This window comes from Aeromonas aquatilis, from assembly GCF_054052405.1.
The window spans coordinates 1-21,517 of the sequence record NZ_JBSTYP010000071.1; the positions used below are offsets into that span (position 1 = coordinate 1).

The 21,517-nt window shown below is 61.4% G+C and carries 21 protein-coding genes and 1 pseudogene; 9 read left to right on the forward strand and 13 right to left on the reverse strand.

What is annotated here, in order from left to right:
• Positions 1-90: 90 nt before the first annotated feature.
• Positions 91-687 (reverse strand): annotated as a pseudogene (locus tag ACW5W8_RS20780) (chemotaxis protein CheW); the annotation flags it as partial.
• A 201-nt stretch (positions 688-888) separates the two neighbouring features.
• Here ACW5W8_RS20780 and ACW5W8_RS20785 point away from each other — a divergent pair.
• Positions 889-1,608: an SDR family NAD(P)-dependent oxidoreductase gene (locus tag ACW5W8_RS20785; RefSeq protein WP_498630085.1), complete on the forward strand. Its 720-nt coding sequence runs from the start codon at positions 889-891 to the stop codon at positions 1,606-1,608.
• Here ACW5W8_RS20785 and ACW5W8_RS20790 read toward each other — a convergent pair.
• Positions 1,595-3,661 (reverse strand): tRNA(Met) cytidine acetyltransferase TmcA, encoded by a 2,067-nt coding sequence (locus tag ACW5W8_RS20790; RefSeq protein ID WP_498630087.1) that lies wholly within the window; start codon positions 3,659-3,661, stop codon positions 1,595-1,597. The two genes, ACW5W8_RS20785 and ACW5W8_RS20790, sit on opposite strands and share 14 nt — an antisense overlap.
• Positions 3,658-3,969, reverse strand: a complete 312-nt coding sequence (locus tag ACW5W8_RS20795) for an HlyU family transcriptional regulator (protein ID WP_416034566.1) — start codon at positions 3,967-3,969, stop codon at positions 3,658-3,660. The genes ACW5W8_RS20790 and ACW5W8_RS20795 overlap by 4 nt, the downstream gene beginning before the upstream one ends.
• A 136-nt stretch (positions 3,970-4,105) precedes the next feature.
• On the opposite strand from ACW5W8_RS20795, the gene ACW5W8_RS20800 reads away from it, so the two are divergent.
• The 3 genes from ACW5W8_RS20800 to ACW5W8_RS20810 all read left to right on the forward strand — a co-directional run bounded on the left by ACW5W8_RS20800 (position 4,106) and on the right by ACW5W8_RS20810 (position 5,576).
• The gene (locus ACW5W8_RS20800) at positions 4,106-4,312 is read left to right on the forward strand and encodes a bacterioferritin-associated ferredoxin (RefSeq protein ID WP_005335965.1); all 207 of its coding nucleotides are present in this window, start codon (positions 4,106-4,108) and stop codon (positions 4,310-4,312) included.
• Positions 4,313-4,456: 144 nt separating this feature from the next.
• On the forward strand, positions 4,457-4,933 hold the full coding sequence (gene bfr, locus ACW5W8_RS20805) for a bacterioferritin (RefSeq protein WP_005354959.1): 477 nt from the start codon (positions 4,457-4,459) through the stop codon (positions 4,931-4,933).
• Between the two features lie 184 nt (positions 4,934-5,117).
• Positions 5,118-5,576 (forward strand): methylglyoxal synthase, encoded by a 459-nt coding sequence (locus ACW5W8_RS20810; RefSeq protein ID WP_005354960.1) that lies wholly within the window; start codon positions 5,118-5,120, stop codon positions 5,574-5,576.
• 89 nt (positions 5,577-5,665) lie between these two features.
• Here ACW5W8_RS20810 and ACW5W8_RS20815 read toward each other — a convergent pair whose 3' ends face one another.
• Positions 5,666-6,817 (reverse strand): iron-containing alcohol dehydrogenase, encoded by a 1,152-nt coding sequence (locus tag ACW5W8_RS20815; protein WP_498630090.1) that lies wholly within the window; start codon positions 6,815-6,817, stop codon positions 5,666-5,668.
• Between the two features lie 143 nt (positions 6,818-6,960).
• A complete protein-coding gene (locus ACW5W8_RS20820; protein WP_498630092.1) occupies positions 6,961-7,416 on the reverse strand; it encodes a hypothetical protein in 456 nt (151 codons plus the stop codon).
• A 472-nt stretch (positions 7,417-7,888) separates the two neighbouring features.
• On the opposite strand from ACW5W8_RS20820, the gene ACW5W8_RS20825 reads away from it, so the two are divergent.
• Positions 7,889-9,361: a C69 family dipeptidase gene (locus tag ACW5W8_RS20825; RefSeq protein ID WP_498630094.1), complete on the forward strand. Its 1,473-nt coding sequence runs from the start codon at positions 7,889-7,891 to the stop codon at positions 9,359-9,361.
• 61 nt (positions 9,362-9,422) lie between these two features.
• On the opposite strand, the gene ACW5W8_RS20830 is transcribed toward ACW5W8_RS20825, so the two are convergent.
• The 3 genes from ACW5W8_RS20830 to ACW5W8_RS20840 are packed head-to-tail and all read right to left on the reverse strand — an operon-like array spanning position 9,423 to position 11,025.
• The gene (locus ACW5W8_RS20830) at positions 9,423-10,169 is read right to left on the reverse strand and encodes an SDR family oxidoreductase (RefSeq protein WP_498630096.1); all 747 of its coding nucleotides are present in this window, start codon (positions 10,167-10,169) and stop codon (positions 9,423-9,425) included.
• 57 nt (positions 10,170-10,226) lie between these two features.
• Positions 10,227-10,472: a DUF3624 family protein gene (locus tag ACW5W8_RS20835; RefSeq protein ID WP_421332775.1), complete on the reverse strand. Its 246-nt coding sequence runs from the start codon at positions 10,470-10,472 to the stop codon at positions 10,227-10,229.
• A 31-nt stretch (positions 10,473-10,503) separates the two neighbouring features.
• A complete protein-coding gene (locus ACW5W8_RS20840; RefSeq protein ID WP_498630098.1) occupies positions 10,504-11,025 on the reverse strand; it encodes a GNAT family N-acetyltransferase in 522 nt (173 codons plus the stop codon).
• A gap of 186 nt (positions 11,026-11,211) precedes the next feature.
• Here ACW5W8_RS20840 and ACW5W8_RS20845 point away from each other — a divergent pair, with 186 nt between their 5' ends.
• Entirely contained in the window at positions 11,212-12,651 is a 1,440-nt protein-coding gene (locus ACW5W8_RS20845) for a RimK family ATP-grasp domain-containing protein (protein ID WP_498630100.1), read from the forward strand.
• Between the two features lie 84 nt (positions 12,652-12,735).
• Here the strand turns inward: ACW5W8_RS20845 and ACW5W8_RS20850 are convergent, their stop codons facing one another.
• Complete coding sequence (locus ACW5W8_RS20850) at positions 12,736-14,364, reverse strand: alpha-amylase family glycosyl hydrolase (RefSeq protein WP_498630102.1); 1,629 nt, start codon at positions 14,362-14,364, stop codon at positions 12,736-12,738.
• Between the two features lie 109 nt (positions 14,365-14,473).
• Positions 14,474-16,441, reverse strand: coding sequence for a TonB-dependent copper receptor (locus tag ACW5W8_RS20855; protein ID WP_498630103.1), 1,968 nt, complete (start codon positions 16,439-16,441; stop codon positions 14,474-14,476).
• On the opposite strand from ACW5W8_RS20855, the gene ACW5W8_RS20860 reads away from it, so the two are divergent.
• Entirely contained in the window at positions 16,430-16,690 is a 261-nt protein-coding gene (locus ACW5W8_RS20860; protein WP_498630105.1) for a hypothetical protein, read from the forward strand. The genes ACW5W8_RS20855 and ACW5W8_RS20860 overlap by 12 nt on opposite strands.
• Here the strand turns inward: ACW5W8_RS20860 and ACW5W8_RS20865 are convergent.
• On the reverse strand, positions 16,687-16,944 hold the full coding sequence (locus tag ACW5W8_RS20865) for a DUF2442 domain-containing protein (protein WP_335834125.1): 258 nt from the start codon (positions 16,942-16,944) through the stop codon (positions 16,687-16,689). The two genes, ACW5W8_RS20860 and ACW5W8_RS20865, sit on opposite strands and share 4 nt — an antisense overlap.
• A gap of 259 nt (positions 16,945-17,203) precedes the next feature.
• Here ACW5W8_RS20865 and ACW5W8_RS20870 point away from each other — a divergent pair, with 259 nt between their 5' ends.
• Positions 17,204-19,168, forward strand: a complete 1,965-nt coding sequence (locus ACW5W8_RS20870; protein WP_498630107.1) for an LTA synthase family protein — start codon at positions 17,204-17,206, stop codon at positions 19,166-19,168.
• A 90-nt stretch (positions 19,169-19,258) separates the two neighbouring features.
• On the opposite strand, the gene ACW5W8_RS20875 is transcribed toward ACW5W8_RS20870, so the two are convergent.
• A complete protein-coding gene (locus tag ACW5W8_RS20875; RefSeq protein ID WP_005336001.1) occupies positions 19,259-19,729 on the reverse strand; it encodes an Lrp/AsnC family transcriptional regulator in 471 nt (156 codons plus the stop codon).
• A 143-nt stretch (positions 19,730-19,872) separates the two neighbouring features.
• On the opposite strand from ACW5W8_RS20875, the gene ACW5W8_RS20880 reads away from it, so the two are divergent.
• The gene (locus tag ACW5W8_RS20880) at positions 19,873-20,391 is read left to right on the forward strand and encodes a cyclin-dependent kinase inhibitor 3 family protein (protein WP_498630109.1); all 519 of its coding nucleotides are present in this window, start codon (positions 19,873-19,875) and stop codon (positions 20,389-20,391) included.
• On the opposite strand, the gene metA is transcribed toward ACW5W8_RS20880, so the two are convergent.
• A complete protein-coding gene (metA, locus tag ACW5W8_RS20885) occupies positions 20,392-21,339 on the reverse strand; it encodes a homoserine O-succinyltransferase MetA (protein WP_440144940.1) in 948 nt (315 codons plus the stop codon). It lies immediately after the preceding gene.
• Positions 21,340-21,517 lie beyond the last annotated feature (178 nt).

Sequence of the window (21,517 nt, forward strand, 5' to 3'; positions counted from 1 at the left end):
GCTGGAGCGTTACGGGAAGGAGGTGAATATCAAAGCGTGTATGCATGAGGCGCTGGGACACCCCATGCAACACGTAATTGGGACATAGCCAATAGTTTTGCCCTGACGCAGCGCCATCATGCGATCGTCGATGAGCACCTTGCGGTCCTGGGTGACGTCGTACTTCTCCATGCTGAGCTCGGGGTTGATATCGGCGATGATCTTCTCGAAATCGAGGATCATGATAAGGTTGCCATCGCGCCTGACTACCGCCACCACGCAGTCGTTCTCCCCCGCCTCCAGGAACTGGCTAGGAGACTCCACATCCTCCCAGGAGACCCGGTGAATTCTGCTGACGCTGTCGATCAGAAAGCCGTTGGCCATCTTGTTGAAGTCGGTGACGATCACCACCTTGTGGCTGGGGTCAGGGTTGGTCTTGATGCCGAGCCAACCGGCCAGATCCACCAGCGGGATCAGGCGCTCCCGCAGGGAGAATACCCCCACCATATGGCGCTGGGCATTGGGGTAATCGGTGGTTTCCGGCACCCGGATCACCTCGCGCACCTTGGCGACGTTGATCCCGTAATAAGCGGTTTTATCACGGCCGTCCGGTAGCTGCTTCTTGAGGTGAAACTCGATGATCTCAAGCTCGTTGGTGCCACTTTCGGTCAGGATAGATTTACGCTCTTCCCCATCTTTGGACATCATGGTGACTCTCATTCTGGTTGCGCGGGCAGCAGACCGCTGCGGTTTTCCCTCAGTATAGGGATGGAATTCACCCAACGGCTCGGATCTCGGCAAGATTGCAGCGTTAACCGCTTGATCCCGCAGGCTGGTGGGAGCGTATCTGCCAATCAGGACAACATTGGCGGATGGTGAAATCCATCATGCACTCACAAGGAGCCTGAGATGAGTGAAGGTATCGTCGTGATTGGCGCTTCTGGCGGTATCGGGGCGGCTCTGGTGACACACTGGTTGGCGGCGGGTATCGGGCCAGTGATTGCCATCAGTCGTCAACCCGCACCAGCAGGAGCCTCTTCGCCAGCCCTGCACTGGCTATGTTGTGATTACAGCGATGAGCAGATGGCAACTGCGGTAGCCCGCATCGCGGAGTTGGCGCCGAGACCGCATCGGGTGGTGATCTGCAACGGCATCCTGCATCAGGGGGAGATCCAGCCAGAGAAGCGGCTCGAAGCAATCAATCTGGATGCCATGACCCGCCTCTACCAGACCAATGCCTTGCTGCCGCTGCGCTGGATCAACCAGTTGTTACCGCTGTTTGGCCGCGAGCCTTGCACTCTGGCCGTTCTCAGCGCCCGGGTCGGCAGCATTGGTGACAACCGAGCGGGCGGCTGGTATGGCTATCGTGCATCCAAGGCAGCCCTCAACATGCTGCTCAGGTGTGCCGCCATCGAGCTGGCCCGGCGGGCCCTCGGCGTCAAATTGCTGGCCTTCCATCCCGGCACAGTGGATACCCCACTCTCTCGCCCGTTTCACGCCAATGTACCGCCAGGAAATGTGCAGAGTCCCGAGCTGGTAGCCGAGCATCTTGTGCAGCTGATGAACCGGCTGCAACCGGATGGCGAGCTGAGCTTTCTCGACTGGCAGGGCAAACCTATCGAGTGGTAGAGGAACTCAAGAGACGCGCCAGCAGCGTACGCAAACTCTTGATCACGGCGGGCTTGCCAGCCAGTTGCAACCTCGCAGCCAGTCTTCCCCTGTCGGCATATTGCCAGATGGCTGCGATCAGCAGATAACGCTCGTCAGGAGTCAGTGAAGCCAGCACAGCCAGATGGCGCGCCAACCACAACTGCAGGCTGGATTGGCTCAGTTCGAACGGCTTGTGATGCAGGGCAAAGCACTCAACCTCATCGCGCTCGAACTCGCCAAGCTCAGTTGCGGTGACGGTACTGCCTTGCAGGCATTGCCATACCAGCTCGGGATCCAATCCTTTCAGCTCGCCGGCCAGCAGGGTCGGCAACTGGCGAATGAAGCGCTGCTGCCACTGATCCAGCTCGGGCTCATGTTCGGGTTTCAGCGCCTTTAGCAGCAGGGCTGCGTGGCAGCCACTGGCGGCATCCCGTTGCAGGCCAATGCGCAGCACCGTAAATCCAGCCTTGCGCCAGAAAGGGAGCAGGTCGGCGCTGGCCGAAAAAGCGGAGCCAAGGTAATCGATCCCCGCCTGACGATAATGCTCTTCAAGCCTGCCAAGCAGTAGCGATCCCAACCCGTGGCGGTGTAGCTCGGGATGGATGGCAATACGCATCACCCGGGCGTAGCTGCTCGCCCCCGCCGTTTTGAAACCGGCGTGGGCCAGCAGCGACTGGGGCAGCAGATGGCCGCGCGGACGGCGGCGACCGGCCCAGATCGCCTCGGCCAGTTCGGGCTCTATCTCCCCTTCCCGCGCCACCAGCGCCACACCCAGCAGGCTCGCATCCTGCTCCAGCAGATGGATGTCGAGATCCGGACTCTCCAGCAGGGATCTGAGATCGCTCGGCGTAGTCTGGTAGTGAGCCAGCACCAGCAAGCCGAACAGCTGGTTGAGCAACGTCTCATCGCTCGCCAGAGCCTCTTGGCTGACCAGACGCCAGCTCGGGCTGGTAGGCGGCAAGGGAGTTGCCACTTCGGCATTGAGGCCGAGCAGGCGGAAAATCAGCGGCTCCAGCGGATCACGCTCACTCCAGCGGATCGGTTCACTCAGGTGGATCTCCTGCCACTCCGGGGTCTGGCTATCGAGCACCCGTTTGAAGCGCAGGTGAAAACCGCGCCCCGTCCCCTCGTAACCGTGCTCGGTAGTGGCAAACACGATGCGACTGTGGCGGGCCAGCATGGCTTCGAGCAGCGGGGTCGGAATGGCGGCCGCTTCATCCACCAGCAGCAGATCGGGATTCATCGCCTCGTGCGCCAGCCGATCCGGCGAGCAGTAGCGCAGTCCGGTCAGCTGTTCCGGCGTACTATCTAGCCCGCGAGCGGCGTGGGCAAACAGGGTCGCTACCGTTGCCTGCGAAGGGGCTGTCACCACTATGTTCAGTCCGGGTTGCTGACGCAGCAGCTCGGCGGCTGCCAGCCCCAGCAGCGCACTCTTGCCACGACCGCGGTCGGCACTCAGCACCAGCGGCCGACGACGATGGCCGTGCAACACCTTGTGGATGGCGGGCAGTGTCCGTGTCTGATCGCAGCTCAGCCTGCGTTCGGGCCCAATCGGTTGCCACGGCTGCGAGCAAACCGGCGGCTCCAGAGAGAGGGCAGGATCCCCCGCCAGCAACCGCACCAGTCGGGCGATAAAGCCGTGACCGGCCCGGCCCGCCTCCTCCGGCTGGGCCACCAGCCGGATCCGGTCAGGATCCGGCCATGCGGGCCACTGCGCTCTGGGTGGAGTCAGCAGCAACAGCAAGCCACCGGCACGCAGGGTGCCAGCCAGCGCCCCAAACGCATCGGGGTGAAAACCGCTGAAAGCGTTGAACACCAGCGTGTCACACTCCTGACCGAGCCGCTGCAGCGCCTTGGCAGCGGGTTGCGGGGCATAACACTCGGGCCCGGCACCCAGCCAAAAAATGGTCTCACCGAGCAGGGATTGAGCGCGGGCAATGCACTCGGCCTCCTCCCCCTCCAGCCAGATCAAGCGCCGCTCACCGGCGCGGGCCAGCGCCTCGCGCAGCAGGGTGACCTCTTGCAGTGTCATGAAGCTTGGCTGTCAGCCGGTTTGCGGGGCTCGAACATGCGATCTCCCATCTGATCGATAAAGGTGTGGGCCTTCTGCACCATGAAACGCTCGGCATCGGTCGGATTGGCAAACAGATCGGAGCGGATAAAGCGGTGAGTCTGCAGCACCCCATCCAGCTCTTTGGTAATGCGGCCAGCCAATCGGTACTGACCCCCTTCCGCCATGGGCTCCGGATAGATGAGATAACCGGCATATTCGGTGGGAGTGACTTCCGGCGCCTTGGTCGGCTCGCCCCCGAACAGGGCGCTGAACAGTTTCTTGAGCATGGTGATCTCCTCTGGTTTCCAGCATTGTCCCCAAGGGGTTGCACAGTGGCAAGCAGGGGATCTTATTACCAATGGTTATTTGCACTACGAACCATTCTCATTTAGATTTCATCTCATTCCACAAGAGGTGACCATCATGTACGTCTGTTTGTGCCGCGGCATCACAGATACCCAGATCCGCAAAGCGGTGCAGTCAGGTAAAAGCGAATTCCGCCAGCTCAAGCAGTCGCTCGAGGTTGGCGCCCAATGTGGAAAATGCGTGCGCATGACCATGGAGATCATCGCCGCCGAGCTCGACAAGATGGAGCAGGAGCAACCCGTGCTCTACTACGAAGTGGCCTGATCCAGACACCTCTTTTCTGATGCGACCCGCCAACAGGGTCACCCCTTTTCTCAGGCGAGCTGGCTCGCCAGACCTCTTATTGTCACTTTTCTGGACTAAGCTCTAACGATCGAAGCCTCAGGCACGAACCAAGGAGCACTGTCGATGAAAGGAGATCCCAAGATCATTGCCCACCTCAACAAGGTGCTGGCCAATGAGCTGATTGCCATCAACCAATACTTCCTGCACGCCCGCATCTACGATGACTGGGGCCTCAAGGCGCTCGGGCACAAGGAGTATCACGAGTCTATCGATGAGATGAAACACGCCGACGAGCTGGTCAAGCGCGTGCTGTTTCTCGAAGGGCTGCCCAATTTGCAGGATCTGGGCAAGCTGCGCATCGGCGAGACCGTCGAAGAGATGCTGCGCTGCGACCTCTCGCTGGAGATGGATGCCATCCCAGACCTGAAAGTGGCCATCGCCTACGCCGAGTCGGTACAGGACTACATCAGCCGCGACCTGTTCCAGGAGATCCTGGAGGATGAAGAGGAGCATGTGGACTGGCTGGAGACCCAGCTCGACCTTATCGATCGCATCGGGCTGGAGAACTACCAGCAGTCGCAACTGCACCACGGCTCCTGAGCCAGCAGGCCAGCAAGCAAAGAGACCCGCCAGCGCGGGTCTCTTTATTTGGGCCGCCATATTTGAGTCGCATAACCCGAAAACTTTTCGACAGGATCACAGTTAATACGCCCGACACAGCATCTGTCATGGCTTTCGATTAGGATACGGCTCTCTTCCAATAACAATGCTACGGACGATTTCCATGGAACAGATTGCACGCGAGATGGCGCCCCACAAACGGGTAGCTCTGGTGGCTCACGACAACATGAAGACCCCTCTGCTGAACTGGGTGATGCGCCGCAAGGAGGAGCTCAAGCTCCACCATCTCTATGCGACCGGTACCACCGGCACCATGCTCGGCAAGCAGGCACAACTGCCCATCACCTGCCTCTTCTCCGGCCCCATGGGTGGCGACCAGCAGCTCGGCGCCCTGATCGCCGAAGGGAAGATCGACGTGCTGATCTTCTTCTGGGATCCCCTCAATGCGGTACCCCACGATCCGGACGTGAAGGCGCTGCTGCGCCTAGCGGCAGTGTGGAACATCCCGGTCGCCACCAACGAGGCGACCGCCGATTTCATCATGGACAGCCCCCATATGCGGCAGGCATTCAGCGTACAGATCCCGGATTACGCCGGTTATCTGAAGGCGCGCACCGAGTGATCGGCAAACCCGTCATGCAAGAGGGCCGCAACAAGCGGCCCTCTTTAATTGGGAAAATGAATCAGCCAGGGACACAAACCGGCGCCGGCTTATAGCGCGCGGGCGAGAATGCGTGCCACCCGATCCGGGTCGATATCCTGCTGCTCACCGAGCGCGGTGCGCCCGACCCGCTTGAGGTTGGAGCAGACCGCCGGAATGCAACTTTCGCTGAGGCCATAGTCAGCCAGCCGGGTACCCAGTCCCATCTTCTGGAAGAACTGCTCGGTGCGGATGATCGCCTCCTCGATGCGCAGGGCCTTGTCCTCGCGGGTCGAATGCCACACCCGCTCGGCAAACTGGGCCAGCTTGTCCTGCTTCTGGCTCGCCCGCTCACGCAGCAGTGAGGGGAGCACCACAGCCAAGCTCTGGCCGTGATCCAGCCCGTAAAGCGCCGTCAGCTGATGACCGATGGCGTGAGAGGCCCAATCCTGCGGCACCCCGCAACCGATAAGGCCGTTGAGCGCCAGACTGGCGGCCCACATCAGATTGGCCCGCACCTGATAGTTGGTCGGCTCCGCCAGCGCCTTGGGGCCGTTCTCCACCAGCACCTGCAGCAAACCTTCCGCCAGCCGATCCTGTACCTCGCCTCCCACCGGAAAGGTGAGGTACTGCTCGGCAATATGGACGAAGGCATCCACCACTCCATTGCCGGTCTGGCGCGGCGGCAGACTGTAGGTGGTGGTCGGGTCGAGCACCGCAAATTGCGGCTGCACCAGCGAGCTTCTGAAGGAGATCTTCACATCCCCCCGGCTCACCACCGAGGTGGGATTGCTCTCGGAGCCGGTGGCTGGCAGGGTCAGCACGCAGCCCATCGGCAGCGCCTTGTGCACGCTCGCCTGCTTGCCGCAGATATCCCAGGGGTCATCCCCCTCGTAGCAGGCGGCCGCCGCGACAAACTTGGTGCCATCCACCACGGAGCCGCCACCGACCGCCAGCAGGAAGTCGATGCGCTCGCGCTTCACCTGCGCCACCGCCTCCATCAACAGCTCGAATCTGGGGTTGGCGCCGATGCCGGAAAACTCCTGCCACGTCACCCCTTCCAGCGCCCGGGTCAGCTGCTCATAGACGCCGTTTTGCTTGATGCTGCCACCGCCGTAGAGCACCAGCAGCCGGCTGCCGGGCGGGATCAGTTCGGGCAGGCTGGCGATCTGCCCCTCGCCGAAACAGATACGGGTCGGATTGGCATATTGGAAGTTGTACACGGCGGACTCCTCGACTGGCTCAATACGCGGACATTGTGCGCCTGTGGGGAGGTGAGGTCAAAAGAGGTGGCAGAAGCTTGCCCATCGGCGGTCGACACTGGCCCATCGGTGCCGACCGGGTATCTCATACAACAGTGACGGGATCAGGCGGTTTTGGCCTCATCTTTGGGTGAGCTCTTCTTGCCGGTCAGGCGATCCATCGCCTCCTTGAGCATCGCCTCTCGCTGCTCGTTGAGCGGCTTGCTCTGCTCCGCCCGCTCTTCCGGGGTCAGCTTCTTGTTATCGGCGATGGTCTTGAGCTTCTCTTCGATCTCGTTGAACTTCTTGCGATCGAAACCCAGCGCCTTGTCCACCAGCTGCTGCACCACGCCCCCCTTGTCGGAGCTCATATCCAGCGCCGGTGGCAACTTGTTGTTCTTGGCCAGATGTTCGTAGGTCAGCACCTGCTGGGCCTGGCCGGTCATGCGCTGGGTGGAGAGGCTGACCATCTCCTCCCAGCCACCGCCCTGACCGCCGCTACTGGCACTGTTGAGGGTGGCGAGGGCGCGGTTGTTGGAGGCGCTCTGGGCAAGTTGCTGGCTGTAGGGTTTGATATCCATGAAGACTCCCGTTCTGTGTGCCGACCCGCCGGAGCGGGCTGACTGAATGCGGCGGTATGGGGTCTGGCCCCACCTTTGACAATAAAACCAGCAAGTTACAGGCCAACTTGTCAGATTGGGTGAGGTCACCGCTCTGGCAAGCCTGGCAGCGGTTACAGCCCCGATGCGGCGTCAGAATCATGACTCATCCGCTGCTTTTATCCCGATTTCCGACACATACCGCTGCCCCACAAACACTGCACCATATAAACCGCAGGAACGCTCCATCGATCACAAAACAAACAACCAGCGAGACATACAATTTTGGCGCACATAATAACCAGCCAGCCGTGTCATGGATGATCTGTTCGAAAAACCAATAACAGGCAGACCAATCTGCCGTGCTCACTCCGCTGCCAGTTCGGAGTTGCAGCCTCCCCACACCTCATCCCCTCGTCTGACTCTCACTCACAGCAACCCTTCGGGTACACCTATGAAAACACACACCTTGAGTCTTCTCTCCGCCGCCCTGCTCACCCTGCTTGGCACCAGTGCCGACGCCTGTACCGGCCTCATCGTCGGCAAGGGAGCCAGTGCCGATGGCAGCGTGATGATCGCCAGAAACGAGGATTTTGGCGTCAACAACTGGAACAAGTACCTCGCATTCCGGCCCGCACAGCAGAACGAAGGCAAACTCTGGAAACTTGGCAACGGGCTGGAAGTGCCGATGCCCAAGGCATTCTTAGCCTACTCCGCCATCCACGACTGGGATGCCACAACCAGCGATCCGGCAGGCAAATATTATGAGGAGCGCGGCATCAACGAGTTCAACGTCGCCATCTCGGCCACCACCAGTGCCGAGGTCAACGACAAGGCCCAAAAAGCCGATCCGCTGATCGAGAAGGGAGTGATTGAAGCCATCATCCCCACCCTGATCCTGCCGCAGGCCAGGACGGCCAAAGAGGGGGTCGAGCTGCTTGGCCGCTATGTGGAGCAATATGGCGCCGGTGAGGGCAACAGCCTCTATCTGGCGGATGTGAACGAGGCCTGGCTGATGGAGATTGGCTCCGGCCACCACTGGATCGCGGTGCGGGTGCCGGACGACAGCTACGCCATGGTGGCCAACGGCCTGCGCATCCACAGCGTCAATCTCGACGGCGCCGATGTGCTGCACTCGCCCAAACTGCTGGAATTTGTACGCGCACACAAACTGCTGGATAACGCCGACCCGAAAGAGTTCAACTTCGCCAAGGCGTTCGGGGTCATCGCTGACCCATATAACGTGGATCGGGAGTGGCTCGGCCAGAAAATGCTGACCGCTTCCCACAAACAAGCGACCCGGCAGGCACAATATCCGCTGTTTATGAAACCGGATGCCCTCATCGCTGTGCCGGACGTGGCAAGGCTGCTGAGCGCTACCTATGACGGCACGCCGCTGGCGGGTAAGGCGGAGCGGCCAATCCGCATTGATCGCCAGCTCGAATCCCACGTCATCCAGCTGCGCAAGGAGATGCCCAAAGAGCTGCAGGGGCTCATCTGGCAGAGCTACGGCGTGCTGGCCGAATCTGTGATGGTGCCGCTCTACAACACCCTGGAATCCTACCCCCTGCCCTATCGCACCGGCAGCGACAGCTACTCCGATTATTCCGCCTACTGGCAGTTCCGCAGCCTGACCGCGCTGGCCAGCGCCGATCCGGACAAGTACCTGCCGCTGCTGCGCGGCGTCTGGAGCAAGGAGAGCAGCAAGCTCTACAAAGAGGTGGCGCTGCTCGACAAGAGCCTGAAGCAGGCCTACGCCAGCGACAAGGCTACTGCCATTGGGCTGGCCGCCGACTACTCCTATGGCCAATTGGAGCAGACCTATCGGATGGCCAAAGAACTGCGCTACAAGCTGATGACGGATCTCACCAAGCGCACCGAGAAGAAGTACTCGGAGGAGGAGTTCAAGAAGATCATGAGCCTCTGATCGACTCGCCAACGCAAAGAGGCTCCCACGGGAGCCTCTTTCGTTTCAGCCAATGCAGCGATCAGCGGCGGCTGATATTGAGCGGGCCGAAGGTCTGCGCCACCGGCATGATCTCGATGCTGTTGATGTTGACGTGGGCCGGTTGCTGGCTAACCCAGAGCACGGTATTGGCGATATCTTCCGGCTGGATCGCCTCCACCCCCTGATAGACGGAGGCTGCCTTGGCATCGTCACCGTGGAAACGCACGTTGGAGAACTCGGTGCCGCCGCACAGGCCCGGCTCCACGTTGGTGACGCGGATGGTGGTGCCCGCCAGATCGGCGCGCAGATTGAGGCTGAACTGCTTCACGAATGCCTTGGTGGCGCCGTAGACGTTGCCGCCCGGATAGGGGTAGGTGCCCGCGATGGAGCCGATATTGATGATGTGGCCGCGATTGCGCGCCACCATGCCCGGCAGCAGCAATCGGGTGAGCAGGGTCAGACCGCTGATGTTGGTGGCGATCATCTGCTCCCAATCTTCCAGATCCGCCTTGTGAGCCGGCTCCAGCCCCAGCGCCAGACCGGCGTTGTTGACCAGCAGATCCACCTCGCTCCAGGCGGCTGGCAGAGCGGCGATAGCGGCGCGGGTGGCCGCCTTGTCCTGCACGTCGAACGCCAGCGGCAGAAACTGCTCGCCCAGCTCGTCAGCCAGCGCAGCCAGCCGCTCGGCACGGCGGCCGGTACCGATCACCTTGTAGCCCGCCTGCACCAGCTGGCGGCTGATGGACTCACCAAAACCGGACGAAGCGCCCGTTACCATTGCAATCATCTGAACCTCCATTATCTCAACCGATATTGTTATTTATGTTGTTGAAACCAATCTGATTTATTCATCGCTCAATTCACGTCCGGTCGCCTTGCGCCAGACAAATACCACCAGATGGAGCAGCAGCAGGCCCGAGCCACCCAGCGCAAACAGCAGGCCGGTGAGGGCGTTGACCGAGGTGTCGGCGCCGCACCACCACCAGACCAGCCAGCCACTCAGACCAATGATGAAGGTCTGGATGGCGCAGACCGGACAGCGCCCCAGCTTGGCCCTGATGGCGGAGGCAAGACAGTTGTCGCAGCTCATCCTGCTCCTCGATTCTGCTCGTTCAACATGATCAGTTGGCCCGTGAAGACGGCTTGCGCGCCTGAGTGCGAGCCACTCTGCGCCGCTCACGCTCCTCGTCGCTAACCAGCGGCAGCACCAGCCGGTGGGCATGCTGGTCGCGGCCATAGTAGTCCGCCAGCCGCTGCTGGGGACGAAATCCCAATCCCTGATAGAGCGCCAGCGCCTCTTCGTTGGCATCCGCCACCTCCAGCCGGATCGCCCCCCAGCCAGCGGCCTTGCCCTCGCAGATCACCTGCTCCAGCAGACGGCGGGCCCAGCCCAGACGACGCACCGTCCAGCGGATGGCCAGCGCCTGAATGACCAGCCGATCCCAGCCTCTGTGCTCCAGCAGGCAGAGATAGCCCATCAGCTGATGTTTCTCGTCCAGCAGCAACAGGGTGTGTCCCTTGGCGTGGGCCAGCAGATAGTGCCAGCGGCTGCGGCCAAAGGCGACTTCGGGGGGAAAACAGTAGCGTTCCAGATTAACGATGGCGCCCAGATCATCGGTTCGGGCCGCACGTACGGTCAACACGGAGAGTCCTTGTTCGGTTATTTATCCTCAGCACCAAAAATGCGACTTGTATCACAAGTTACCAAGGCGTCATATTAGGCACTGTAACCTCTTGTTTCCCCTCGCGCCATTGTCGTGCTTGTCGGTGCATCGAAGCCCACTGGGGATCCTGCCTGTTCAGGCAGTCTGATCTGTGGAGCCGAAAATATGAGTACCTATGTCATCGTCGAAGAGCTGGGCGACTGGCCTTGCCATGCCGATTATCTGCTGACCGCCCGCACCTATCTGCAACATGGCGTGCCGACCACCGGCGGCCGACCCCGCATCATCAACCTCTGCCGCAATCTGGAGCACCTGAGCGCAGGCTACTACTGCTCGCTGCTGGCCCAGGCCCGCGGCCACCACTGCCTGCCGGGTCTGCAGGCCATCAGCCGACTGCAACCCCAGCAGCCACCGGCCAAGCTGTGGCGCAAGGCACAGGGGTGGCTGGCCCAGCAGAGCGAGGATCGGATTAGAGTGCGCGCCATTTTCGGCCAGTGTGAACAGAGCGAGCTGGCGGGGCTGGCCCGCTACTACTATGGCCTGAGCCAGTTGCCGCTGCAGGAGCTGACCCTCAAGCGCGGTCGCCACGGCTGGTCGGTACGCCAGCAGCAGAGCCTGTCGCCGCTGGAGCTGAGCCCAAGCGAGAAAGAGTTGATGCTGCACCACGCCCAGGCGCTGGTGGGGGCCGGCGACGAGGAGCAGGCAGCGCCGCTCTACCAGCTCGCCATTCTGGTCGACCCCGATGATGGCCGTGCCAGCAGTGATGGGCTGGCGCTGGAGCGCTTTATCCGGGCTGCCGCCGCCCAAGGCATCCGGGCCGAGATCCTGCCACCGTCGGCCATCGAGCGGCTGCCGGAGTTCGACACCCTCTGGCTGCGGGCCGAAACCGCGGTCGGTCACTACACCTTCGAATTCGCCCACCGTGCCGAACAGTTGAAAATGCCGGTGATCGACAGCTCCCGCGCCATCCTCGCCTGCAGCAACAAGCTCTATCTCTACGAGCTGATGGTGCGCAGCGGCGTGCCCATGCCGCCCACCATGGTGGTGACCCGCCGCGGCCGCCACCATGTGGACGAGCTGGTACAGCGGCTCGGCCTGCCGCTGATGGTGAAGGTGCCCGACGGGGCACAGGGGCGCGATCTCGCCATGGCCAGCGACGAGCAACAGCTGGCCCGCCTGCTGGACGAGGGGCTGGGCCGCTCCGCCCTGCTGCTGGTGCAGAGCCGGATCCCCGCCGAGTTCGACTGGCGCATCGGCTTTCTCGACGGCTCGCCGCTGTTCGCCTGCCGCCGCTACCGGCCCGAACCCGGCAACCGCATTCGCCGCCGCAAGCACCCCCTCGACATGAGCCGCATCGAGGCGCTGCCGCTTAACGAGGTGCCGGAGCGGGTACTGCAGACCGCCCGCCGCGCCGTCCATCAGCTCGGCAATGGCCTCTACGGGCTCGATTTGCGCCAGCAAGGGCGTGACTGCGTGCTGCTGGAGATCGTCGACAACCCCTGGATCCGCGGTGATATCGAAGACAAGGAGGCGCAGGATCTCTACGAGCGACTGGCCCGCGCCTTCCGCCAGCGGCTGGAAAACCGGGGCCAGAGCACCGCATAACCCCGCCATGACTTTGTCGCCCACAATGACAGAGAGGGCCCCGCGATGGGGCCCTCTCTCATATCAAAGCGTGCTGCGGCTGACTTATTGCAGACGCAGGAAACGCCCGCTCAAGGGTGGTATCTCCACCGTCACGCTGCTGCCGCCGATGGCCAGACTCTCGCCGCTTTGCAGATCCACCAGCGCACTACCGCTGCGCAGCTTGCCCGCAGGCAGGTTGTAGCTGAGCGCAGTGGTGGAGAGGTTGAGCAGGTAGACGACTTGCTCGCTCGCCGTCTGCTTGATATCACCATAGAGGCTGCCATCGGCCACCAGTTTGACTCGCTCTCCCTGATAGAGAGCTGGGTGGGCGGCACGCATCGCCAGCAGCTGGGCGAGCCACTCTTTCAGCTCGGCTTGTTCGCTACCCGGCACAAAGCCGGTGACAGCGGGCACCTTGCCGTCGCTGCGGGCCACATGATCGTCGCACAAGCCCTGCGCCGCACAGTCGCCGCCGACCTTGGCGGCAAAGCCCGGCACCTCGTCGCCAAACTCCTCGCCATAGTAGAAGGTGATGGGGCCGGAGCGGGCCGCCATAAAGCTGAAGGCTGCCTTGTGGCGCTGCCAGTACTCGGTCGACTTGAAGTTGCCGCGCTCCAGCAGATCACCAAAACGCACCAGGTCGTGGTTGCCCAACATCAGGTTTGGCATGGCGTGATTCGGGTAGTTCTCCACCTTGTTCCAGCTGGCATCGAGCACGCTGGCCCCCTGGCTGCCCTTGCCGGACTCCTCCACCGCCAGTGCCTGCACGATGCCGTAGCGTAGCGGGAAGTCGAACGCAGATGAAAGTGCCGGATTGTCGCTGCTGCCATAAGCCTGAGCGCGAATATCGTCAGCCCCCTTCCACACCTCGCCCACCATGTAGCCGAGGGTGCCCCACTGCTGCCCTGCCGCTTTGCGCGCTGCGCTGGCTTGCTCCACCTCGCTGCGAATGGCGCGCCAATCATCCAGCCCAAGCTGATAGGCCTGATCGAGGCGCCAGCCGTCGATACCGTACTGCTCGACCCAGTAGCGGGCCACCTCCTTGAAGTAGGCGAGGCTTTCCGGCTTGCTGTAATCCACCAGCTGGCCGGGATAACCCGCACCGCCGCTGGTGAGGGCTGGCAGACGCCCCTCTGGCGAGGGCTTGCTCACCCCCACCTTGTTGACGTGGCCAAACACCCCGTCGAGGAAGACATAGAGGCCGCGCTGGTGCGCCGCATCCACCAGCTGTTTGAGCTTGGCATTGCTGCCGAAGTTGGGGTCCACGGTGAAAAAGTCGCAGGCGAAGTAGCCGGTGGCATCGAGCTTGTTATCGCCGCCTTGCCCCGCGCAGGAGTCGAACACCGGGGTGAGCCAGATAGCGTTGACGTTGAGACTCTTGATGTGGTCGAGACTGTCGATGATCCCCTGCAGATCACCGTTGTGCTGGGAGGGGCCATAGCCGACGCCGTAGTTGGCACTGCCGTCACCATCGGCAAACGACTCCACCATCACCTGATAGATGCGCAGGTTGCAGGCGGGTTGATCGTCGCCATAGCAGGCACGACTGGCCGTGGCGACCGGAGGGTGGGTGACCGGCGGATTGACGACGGGGGGAGCGCTCTCCCCACCTGAACTACCGCTGCCGCCGCAAGCCGCCAGTAACAGAGCGGCCCCGAGCAGGCCGCCATAGCGTAACGTTCCCTGTTTCATTGTTATGTTCCCGCTGTGAGAGCAGGCGTCTGATACGCCTGTTTTTCACCATGATAGCGATGCTCACACAGCGGTGTCTGTGACTGAAAACGTTATCTGACTCAACTGGTTAGAGCACACCCGCCGAGGCAAAACGGTAGTTGAGCGAGAGCCAGTACGAGCGACCCGGCTCGGGGATGCGGCCGCTCTGCTCGTAGCCCAGCCCGGCCTGACTGCTGTGCACCGACTTGGAGAGGTGCTCGTAGTAGAAGGTGTCGAACAGGTTGTCCACCCCGGCCGAGAGCTGCCACCCCTTGGCAAACTGCCAGGCGCCGCTCAGGTTCATGGTGAAGAAGCCCGGAGTCTCGCCCTGATCCTGACCCGCAACGGTGCCAGACCAGAGATCTACCCGATCCTGCGCCGCCACGGCGCGTCCCAGCAGGGTGAAGTTCAGCACCTCATTTGGCTGCCAACCAAGGGCCAGCTTGCCATCGAGCGGTGGCATCTGAGCCAGCGGTTTGTTGTCGCTCTGGTTTTCGCCGTAGACCACCGCCAGACCACCATCGAGACGCCACTGCTCGGCAAACTGCCAGCGCCCTTCCAACTCGCCACCCCGGGTCTGGGCATCGATATTGCGCACCTTGTTCGACTTGCTGTTGTAGAGCAGGTAGTCCTTGATATCGGCGCTAAAGAGGGAGAGGGTCAGGTCCAGCTCGCGACTGCGCAGAGCCAGCCCCGCATCCCACTGACGGCTGCGCTCCGGGTTGAGGGTGAACGGGGTGCTGTCCTTGCTGCGCTCCCAGTAGTCCGGCGCCCGCTCTGCCTGCCCCCACGCCAGATAGCTGGACCAGCGGGGCGACCACTGGTACTCGTAGCGGCCAAACCCGCTGTTCAGGGTCAGGGTATCGCTGTAGAGGGTCTGTTCACCGGCGCCATAGCGGGTGGTCTCGACCCTATCCTGACGGTAACCGCCCTTGTAGCTGTGAGCCCCCTGCTGACGACCCAGTTCGGCGAAGCCGCCCTGCTGCTCGAAACGCAGGGTGCGCTGACGATCCTTGGTGGCATAGTCGACCCCACTACGACTGCGATGCTGATCCCGGTTGCTGTCTAGCCCGGCGGTCAGCAGCCAGCCGGCAGGCAGGGCGATATCGTTGGCCCAGCGCCCGCCGGTATTGCGGCGATCCGGGTTGGAGAGCATCTTCATGCCGCTGTTTTGCCGCAGGCTGAAGTTGTCCATGATGTGGTCGATGTAGTTGTCCCACAGGGTCAGCTCGCTGCGCTGCCAGTGAGTGGTGATCTGCTCCTGCTTGAGCTTCAGCCCGAAGGATTCGCGATCAAACATGGGGCCATCCATGGTGCGATCCGCATAGGCGGCACGGGCATTGCTGCGCTCGGCGGTGAGTTCCAGCCAGGTGTGCTCCCCCGGTGTCCAGCCCAGCTGGGCGGTGCCGTTCTCGCGGCGATAGAAAGAACGCACCTTGTTACCGTGACCATCGCGGTAATCGTCGCTGTCGGAGTGGGTGAACTGACCGCGCAGATAGCCGTCGGTCGAGCCCGCCGTCATATCCACCATCTGATCATCACGGCCAAAGCTGCCATAGAGGGCCGAGGCATCGGCCTTGAGGCCCGGTGCGGTGAACTCGGGCCTGTCCCGCTCGAACAGTACGGTTCCCGCCAGGGTCGCCCCCTGCTCGAGGGATTGCGGCCCCTTCAGCACCCGGATCCGGTCAAAGGATTGGGGGAACACATAGGCGGTGGGCGGGTCCATCCGGCCACCACACCCACCGGCCAGCATGCCGCCATCCATCTGCACGTTGAGGCGGGACATCCCCATCCCCCGCAGTACAGGGTCGCCACCGAGCCCCCCTTTGCGCACCATGCTCATGCCGGTGACATTCTTCAGATAACCGGCACCGTCGGCAGCGGGCATGGGGGAACCGGGCTTCTTGGGATCCAGTGTCACTTCAAGTGTGCTAGCGGGGCGGGTTGCCACCACCACCATGGGATCCAGCTGTTGCACCGGTTCCTGACCGGCAGCGCCGTGACAGGCGAGTCCACCAACCAGCAGGGCAAGGGGTGTGCGCATATGACAAGCCATACATTTTCCTTATGTATTTGTTTGTTTTGTTATTCTCATTCAACCAACCAAACCTTTCAGCAAGGGAAAGGTTTGCCGTCAGGCCGCAAAAAAGGCCTGCGGCGCGAAAGCGGCAAGCCTCTGTCAGGTGAAGCGAAGGCAAGTTGGCAAAATGTTGCGCAGGTTTTACCCAAGTTGGCTCAGAAAGGCAAACGGGCAAACATTCCAGTAACAGGAATCTGGCGTTGGCTCACAAAAAATGGGGATTAGCTGAAGGCTTCCCGCTCATCGATGGGAGAGATGAGGTGATAGACCTCATGGGCGGATAGCGTGCAGCCAACAGGCCACTCCAGCTGGTGGTGACGGTTGATGAAGACCCGGGCGCAGTGACGCTCGCTCTCCAGCTTTGCAAACAGCGGCTGGGTTCGCCAGGGGGTCAGATCCAGCCCCCCCGTGGTGCCATCCGATAACACCAGAAACAAGCGCCATCCCCGCACATACTCGACATCGATAAAGACCGGCATCCCTTCGGCTCCGATTGAGATAATTCGCGGCAATTATAAACACCAGCTCCCCATCCATACACGCCGTGGCTCACATTTTACCCAGCAGATTATGCTGTGCTCATTAGTGGCGTGACATCACACTTCTGGATGATAAATGTGTTAATGCCGACTTTTAACAAACTTGAATGCAACCTTAACCGGTTCGATCTGTCATAACCTCACAACAACTAAAAAAACGTCTGTGGACAGACGTTTAGAGTCTCATTGAGGAACAAACATGACAGATCTAAAACAGCGACTCGGCCCGTTTTGGCCCTTCGCCATCTTCTGCGCGCTCGCGCTTTTCTCTCTCTCTTTCAGCCGAATCGCCCTCGGCCTCTGGCAACTGGAACGGGTGGATGCCGTGGCCGGTTGGCAGGAGATGCTGCTGCAAGGGATCCGGGTCGACTTTGCGACCCTCTGCTGGGTCTGGGGCGTCCCAGCCATGCTCACCCTGCTGCTGGCAGGCCCCCATGCCATCGGCCGGGGCTGGCTGCAACTGATGCGTGTCTGGCTGACCGTCGGACTCTGGCTGATGCTGTTCCTCGAGATCTCCACCCCCTCGTTTATCAATGAGTACGGATTACGCCCCAATCGTCTCTATGTGGAGTATCTCATCTATCCAAAAGAGGTATTCGCCATGCTGTGGGCGGGCCGCAAAGCCGAGCTGCTGCTGGCGGTACTCTTCAGTGGCGCCGTGCTGGCCGGTGGCTGGTGGCTGAGCGGCCGTTTGGTGCGTAGCCTCAGCTTCCCCCGCTGGTATCTGCGTCCTGCCTTCGCCCTGCTCATTCTGGCCATAGGTTTTCTCGGTGCCCGCTCCAGTCTCGGCCACCGCGCCCTGAACCCGGCCATGGTCGCCTTTGCCGAAGATCCGCTGGTCAACTCGCTCACCGTCAACTCCGCCTACTCCCTCTTCTTTGCCATCAAGCAGATGGGCGCCGAGGAGGATGCCGGCCAGTTTTACGGCGAGATGACCCCTCAGAAGGTGCTCGAGGTCATGCGCAGGGAGAGTGGCCGTCCGGCCAGTGATTTCAACTCCGATCTGCTGCCCAGCCAGACCTTCAACCAGGCGAGCTTCCAGGGTAAACCGAAGAATCTGGTGATCCTGCTGCAGGAGAGCCTGGGCGCCCAGTTTGTCGGCTCTCTCGGCGGCCTGCCGCTCACCCCCAACATCGATGCCCTGTCGCAGCAGGGCTGGGCCTTCGAGCAGCTCTACGCCACCGGCACCCGCTCGGTGCGCGGTATCGAGGCGGTACTGACCGGCTTCACACCAACCCCGGCACAGTCGGTGGTCAAACTCGGCAAGAGCCAGACCAACTTCTTCACCATCGCGGATCTGCTCAAACAGCGGGGTTACGACACCAGCTTTATTTATGGCGGCGAGAGTCACTTCGACAACATGCGCAGCTTCTTCCTCGGCAACGGCTTCACCACCATCGTCGAGCAGAAGGATTTCGACAATCCGGTGTTCAAGGGCTCCTGGGGCGCCTCCGACGAGGATCTGATGGCCAAGGCCGACGAGACCTTCAAGTCGCTGCACAAAGAGGGCAAGCCCTTCTTCAGTCTGGTGTTCAGCTCCAGCAATCACGATCCGTTTGAATTCCCGGACAACCGCATCGAACTCTTCGAGCAACCCAAGCAGACCCGCAACAACGCGGCCAAGTATGCGGATTACGCCATCGGCGAGTTCTTCAAGAGGGCGAAACAGTCCGAATACTGGAAGGATACCCTGTTCCTGGTCATCGCCGACCACGACAGCCGGGTCGGTGGCGCCAGTCTGGTGCCCATCCCCCGCTTCCATATCCCCGGTGTCATTGTGGGCGACGGTATTGCACCGAGGAAGGATCCGCGCATCGTCAGCCAGATCGACATGGCGCCGACCCTGCTCTCCCTGATGGGGATCAGTGCCGACTACCCCATGCTCGGCAAGGATCTGACGCGCATACCTGCCGACTGGCCGGGGCGCGCCATCATGCAGTACGACAAGAACTTCGCCCTGATGCGTGGCAAGGATGTGGTGATCCTGCAACCGGAACGCGCGGCGGAAGGCTATGTCTACGATGATGCCAGCGAGAAGCTGACCCCGGCAGCGCAACCGGACGCCATGAAGGAGGCTGCCCTTGGTCTGGCACTCTGGGGCAGCATGGCCTATCAGAAGAGTCTCTATCAGACGGCCAAGGATAAACGCACCGCCGCCAATTGAGCCGCCCGTGCTGATTCACCGATAGCAGAATGGAAAAAACCGCCAGTTGGCGGTTTTTTCTATCTATTCATACTGTCGGCCCACTGGCCGTTATGGCTGGGGAAAGCAGGGCAGGGAGCGGCTGAACTTGTGCTCGAACACCAGCGAGGTTTCGAGGTGCACCACCTCTTCGCGGGAGGTGAAGTGATCGAAGACGAAGTTGCGCAAGTGTTCGGTGTCGGAGACACACAGGTGCACCAGAAAATCATCCTTGCCCCCCATGTGGAACAGGCTGATCACTTCGGGCAGCGCCAGAATGGCATCGCGAAAGGCATCGATGATCTGACGGCTGTGGCGGGCCAGCTGCAGGGAGACCATGGCCTGAATGTGGCCACCGAGGGCCTGATAATCCACTTCGCAGTGTGCGCCCTTGAGCACGCCATCCTGCTGCAACTTGCGCACCCGCTCCAGACAGGTGGAGGGGGCAACGCCCACCAGCGCGGCCAGATCCTTGTTGGTCATGCCAGCATCCCGAAACAGATGGGCCAGGATATCCAAATCCAGTTGATCCAGGTTTCTCATCTTAACTCCTTGAACCGCTCAATTTTTTAGACTCTGCCCGTAAACCGGGGCAAACACAACGGCCATTGACATCCCCCCTGCCCCGCCTATCCTTGGCGCCATTCACCGGTCGCAGCCCTGCGGCCACCACGCGAGGATCCGCCATGCACCCGTATCACCCCTTCTGGAGCCTTGAGGTTCCCCGTGTCGATGGTCAGCTGCTGCTGACCCCCTGCCCCGGCACCCAGCAGGTGCCGCTGACCCTGGCGCTCGATCAACTGCGGCTGGCCGGTGCCCACGGGGTGGTGACCCTGATGACGAGCGCCGAGTTGATCCGACTCGAACTGGCGCAGCTCGGCCAGCAGGTCGAGCACGAAGGGATGCGCTGGTTCCATCTGCCCATCGAGGATGATCTGGCCCCCGACACCGACTTCGAGGCGGCCTGGCAACAGGCGCTGCCACAGCTGCGCGAGCTGCTGGGGGATGGCAAACATCTGGTCATCCACTGCAAAGGGGGCAGCGGTCGTACCGGTCTGGTCGCCGCCGCGCTGCTGATGACCCTCGGCCAGCCACAGCAAGAGGCGATGGCCGCCATCAAGGCCCACAGACCCAAGGCGTTTACCCTGGCCTGCCACCGCCAATGGCTCGACCAGCTGGCCGAGCGGCTGGCGCAGTGCGACTGACTATTTGCCTCCCTGGTCGTAGGTAAAGACCTTGCCGATATCTTCCACCCGATAGCTGGTGAGCTGATAGACGTAGTAGTTGAGCCAGTTGGCAAATAGCAGATGACCATGGCTGCGCCAGCTGGCGCGCGGGGTCTTGCCCGGATCGTTATTCGGGTAGTAGTTGACCGGAATGACCGGTTCGAGCCCTGCCGCCAGATCCCGTTGATACTCCCCGTCCAGCGTCAGGGCATCGTACTCCGGATGGCCAGTGACAAACACCTGACGACAATCCTTGGTCGCCGCCAGATAGACCCCCGCCTCTTCTGACTCGGCAAAAATCTGCAAGTCGGTCTGGGCGCGGATCAGATCGCCATCAAACGCCGCGTAGCGGGAGTGGGGGGCGACAAACTCGTCATCGAAACCGCGCAGCAGCGGTTCGTGCTCATCGAGACGATGGTGGCGGTAAACCCCGGAGAGCTTCTCGCCGTGGGTCTGTTTCTCCATGCCATACAAGGCTTTCAGCGCCGCCTGCACCGCCCAGCAGAGGAACAGGGTGGAGGTAACATGCTGATGGGACCACTCGATGATCTCGACGATGCGCGGCCAGTAGACCACCTCCTCGAACTCCACCAGCCCGAGCGGCGCCCCTGTGATGATCATGCCGTCGTAGTTGTTGCCACGCACCTGCTCGAAGTCGTGATAGAAGTTCTCCAGATGGGCCTGTGGCGTGTTCTTTGACTCCCTGTCATCGATGCGCAGCAGATCCACATCCACCTGCAGCGGCGAGTTGGAGAGCATCCGCATCAGCTGGATCTCGGTCTCAATCTTCTTTGGCATCAGGTTGAGGATGAGCACCCGCAGCGGACGGATGTTCTGGGTGACGGCCCGGGATTCCGTCATCACGAAGATGTTCTCCTGCCCCAGCACTTCGGCGGCGGGTAACTGATCCGGGATCTTGATCGGCATGCTTACTCCCTGTACTGCATCGGTAAATATGTCTGGACATCCAGAAGTCTATAATAAAGCACTCACCCTGTCATCAGATACCTTTTGTATTGGCTATGTCCCAATTACGTGTTGCATGGGGTGCCCCAGCGCCTCATGCAAACATGCTTTGATATTCACGCCCCTCCCGTAACGCTCC

Coding starts and splice junctions, on each gene's coding strand:
- ACW5W8_RS20810 (WP_005354960.1), top strand. CDS start 5,118: ATGGAACAGATTGCACGCGAGATGGCGCCCCACAAACGGGTAGCTCTG.
- ACW5W8_RS20800 (WP_005335965.1), top strand. CDS start 4,106: ATGTACGTCTGTTTGTGCCGCGGCATCACAGATACCCAGATCCGCAAA.
- ACW5W8_RS20790 (WP_498630087.1), bottom strand. CDS start 3,661: ATGACACTGCAAGAGGTCACCCTGCTGCGCGAGGCGCTGGCCCGCGCC.
- ACW5W8_RS20820 (WP_498630092.1), bottom strand. CDS start 7,416: ATGGATATCAAACCCTACAGCCAGCAACTTGCCCAGAGCGCCTCCAAC.
- ACW5W8_RS20850 (WP_498630102.1), bottom strand. CDS start 14,364: ATGAAACAGGGAACGTTACGCTATGGCGGCCTGCTCGGGGCCGCTCTG.
- ACW5W8_RS20875 (WP_005336001.1), bottom strand. CDS start 19,729: ATGAGAAACCTGGATCAACTGGATTTGGATATCCTGGCCCATCTGTTT.
- ACW5W8_RS20880 (WP_498630109.1), top strand. CDS start 19,873: ATGCACCCGTATCACCCCTTCTGGAGCCTTGAGGTTCCCCGTGTCGAT.
- ACW5W8_RS20845 (WP_498630100.1), top strand. CDS start 11,212: ATGAGTACCTATGTCATCGTCGAAGAGCTGGGCGACTGGCCTTGCCAT.
- ACW5W8_RS20795 (WP_416034566.1), bottom strand. CDS start 3,969: ATGCTCAAGAAACTGTTCAGCGCCCTGTTCGGGGGCGAGCCGACCAAG.
- bfr (WP_005354959.1), top strand. CDS start 4,457: ATGAAAGGAGATCCCAAGATCATTGCCCACCTCAACAAGGTGCTGGCC.
- ACW5W8_RS20860 (WP_498630105.1), top strand. CDS start 16,430: ATGACAAGCCATACATTTTCCTTATGTATTTGTTTGTTTTGTTATTCT.
- ACW5W8_RS20870 (WP_498630107.1), top strand. CDS start 17,204: ATGACAGATCTAAAACAGCGACTCGGCCCGTTTTGGCCCTTCGCCATC.
- ACW5W8_RS20785 (WP_498630085.1), top strand. CDS start 889: ATGAGTGAAGGTATCGTCGTGATTGGCGCTTCTGGCGGTATCGGGGCG.
- ACW5W8_RS20830 (WP_498630096.1), bottom strand. CDS start 10,169: ATGATTGCAATGGTAACGGGCGCTTCGTCCGGTTTTGGTGAGTCCATC.
- ACW5W8_RS20825 (WP_498630094.1), top strand. CDS start 7,889: ATGAAAACACACACCTTGAGTCTTCTCTCCGCCGCCCTGCTCACCCTG.
- ACW5W8_RS20865 (WP_335834125.1), bottom strand. CDS start 16,944: ATGCCGGTCTTTATCGATGTCGAGTATGTGCGGGGATGGCGCTTGTTT.
- ACW5W8_RS20835 (WP_421332775.1), bottom strand. CDS start 10,472: ATGAGCTGCGACAACTGTCTTGCCTCCGCCATCAGGGCCAAGCTGGGG.
- metA (WP_440144940.1), bottom strand. CDS start 21,339: ATGCCGATCAAGATCCCGGATCAGTTACCCGCCGCCGAAGTGCTGGGG.
- ACW5W8_RS20855 (WP_498630103.1), bottom strand. CDS start 16,441: ATGGCTTGTCATATGCGCACACCCCTTGCCCTGCTGGTTGGTGGACTC.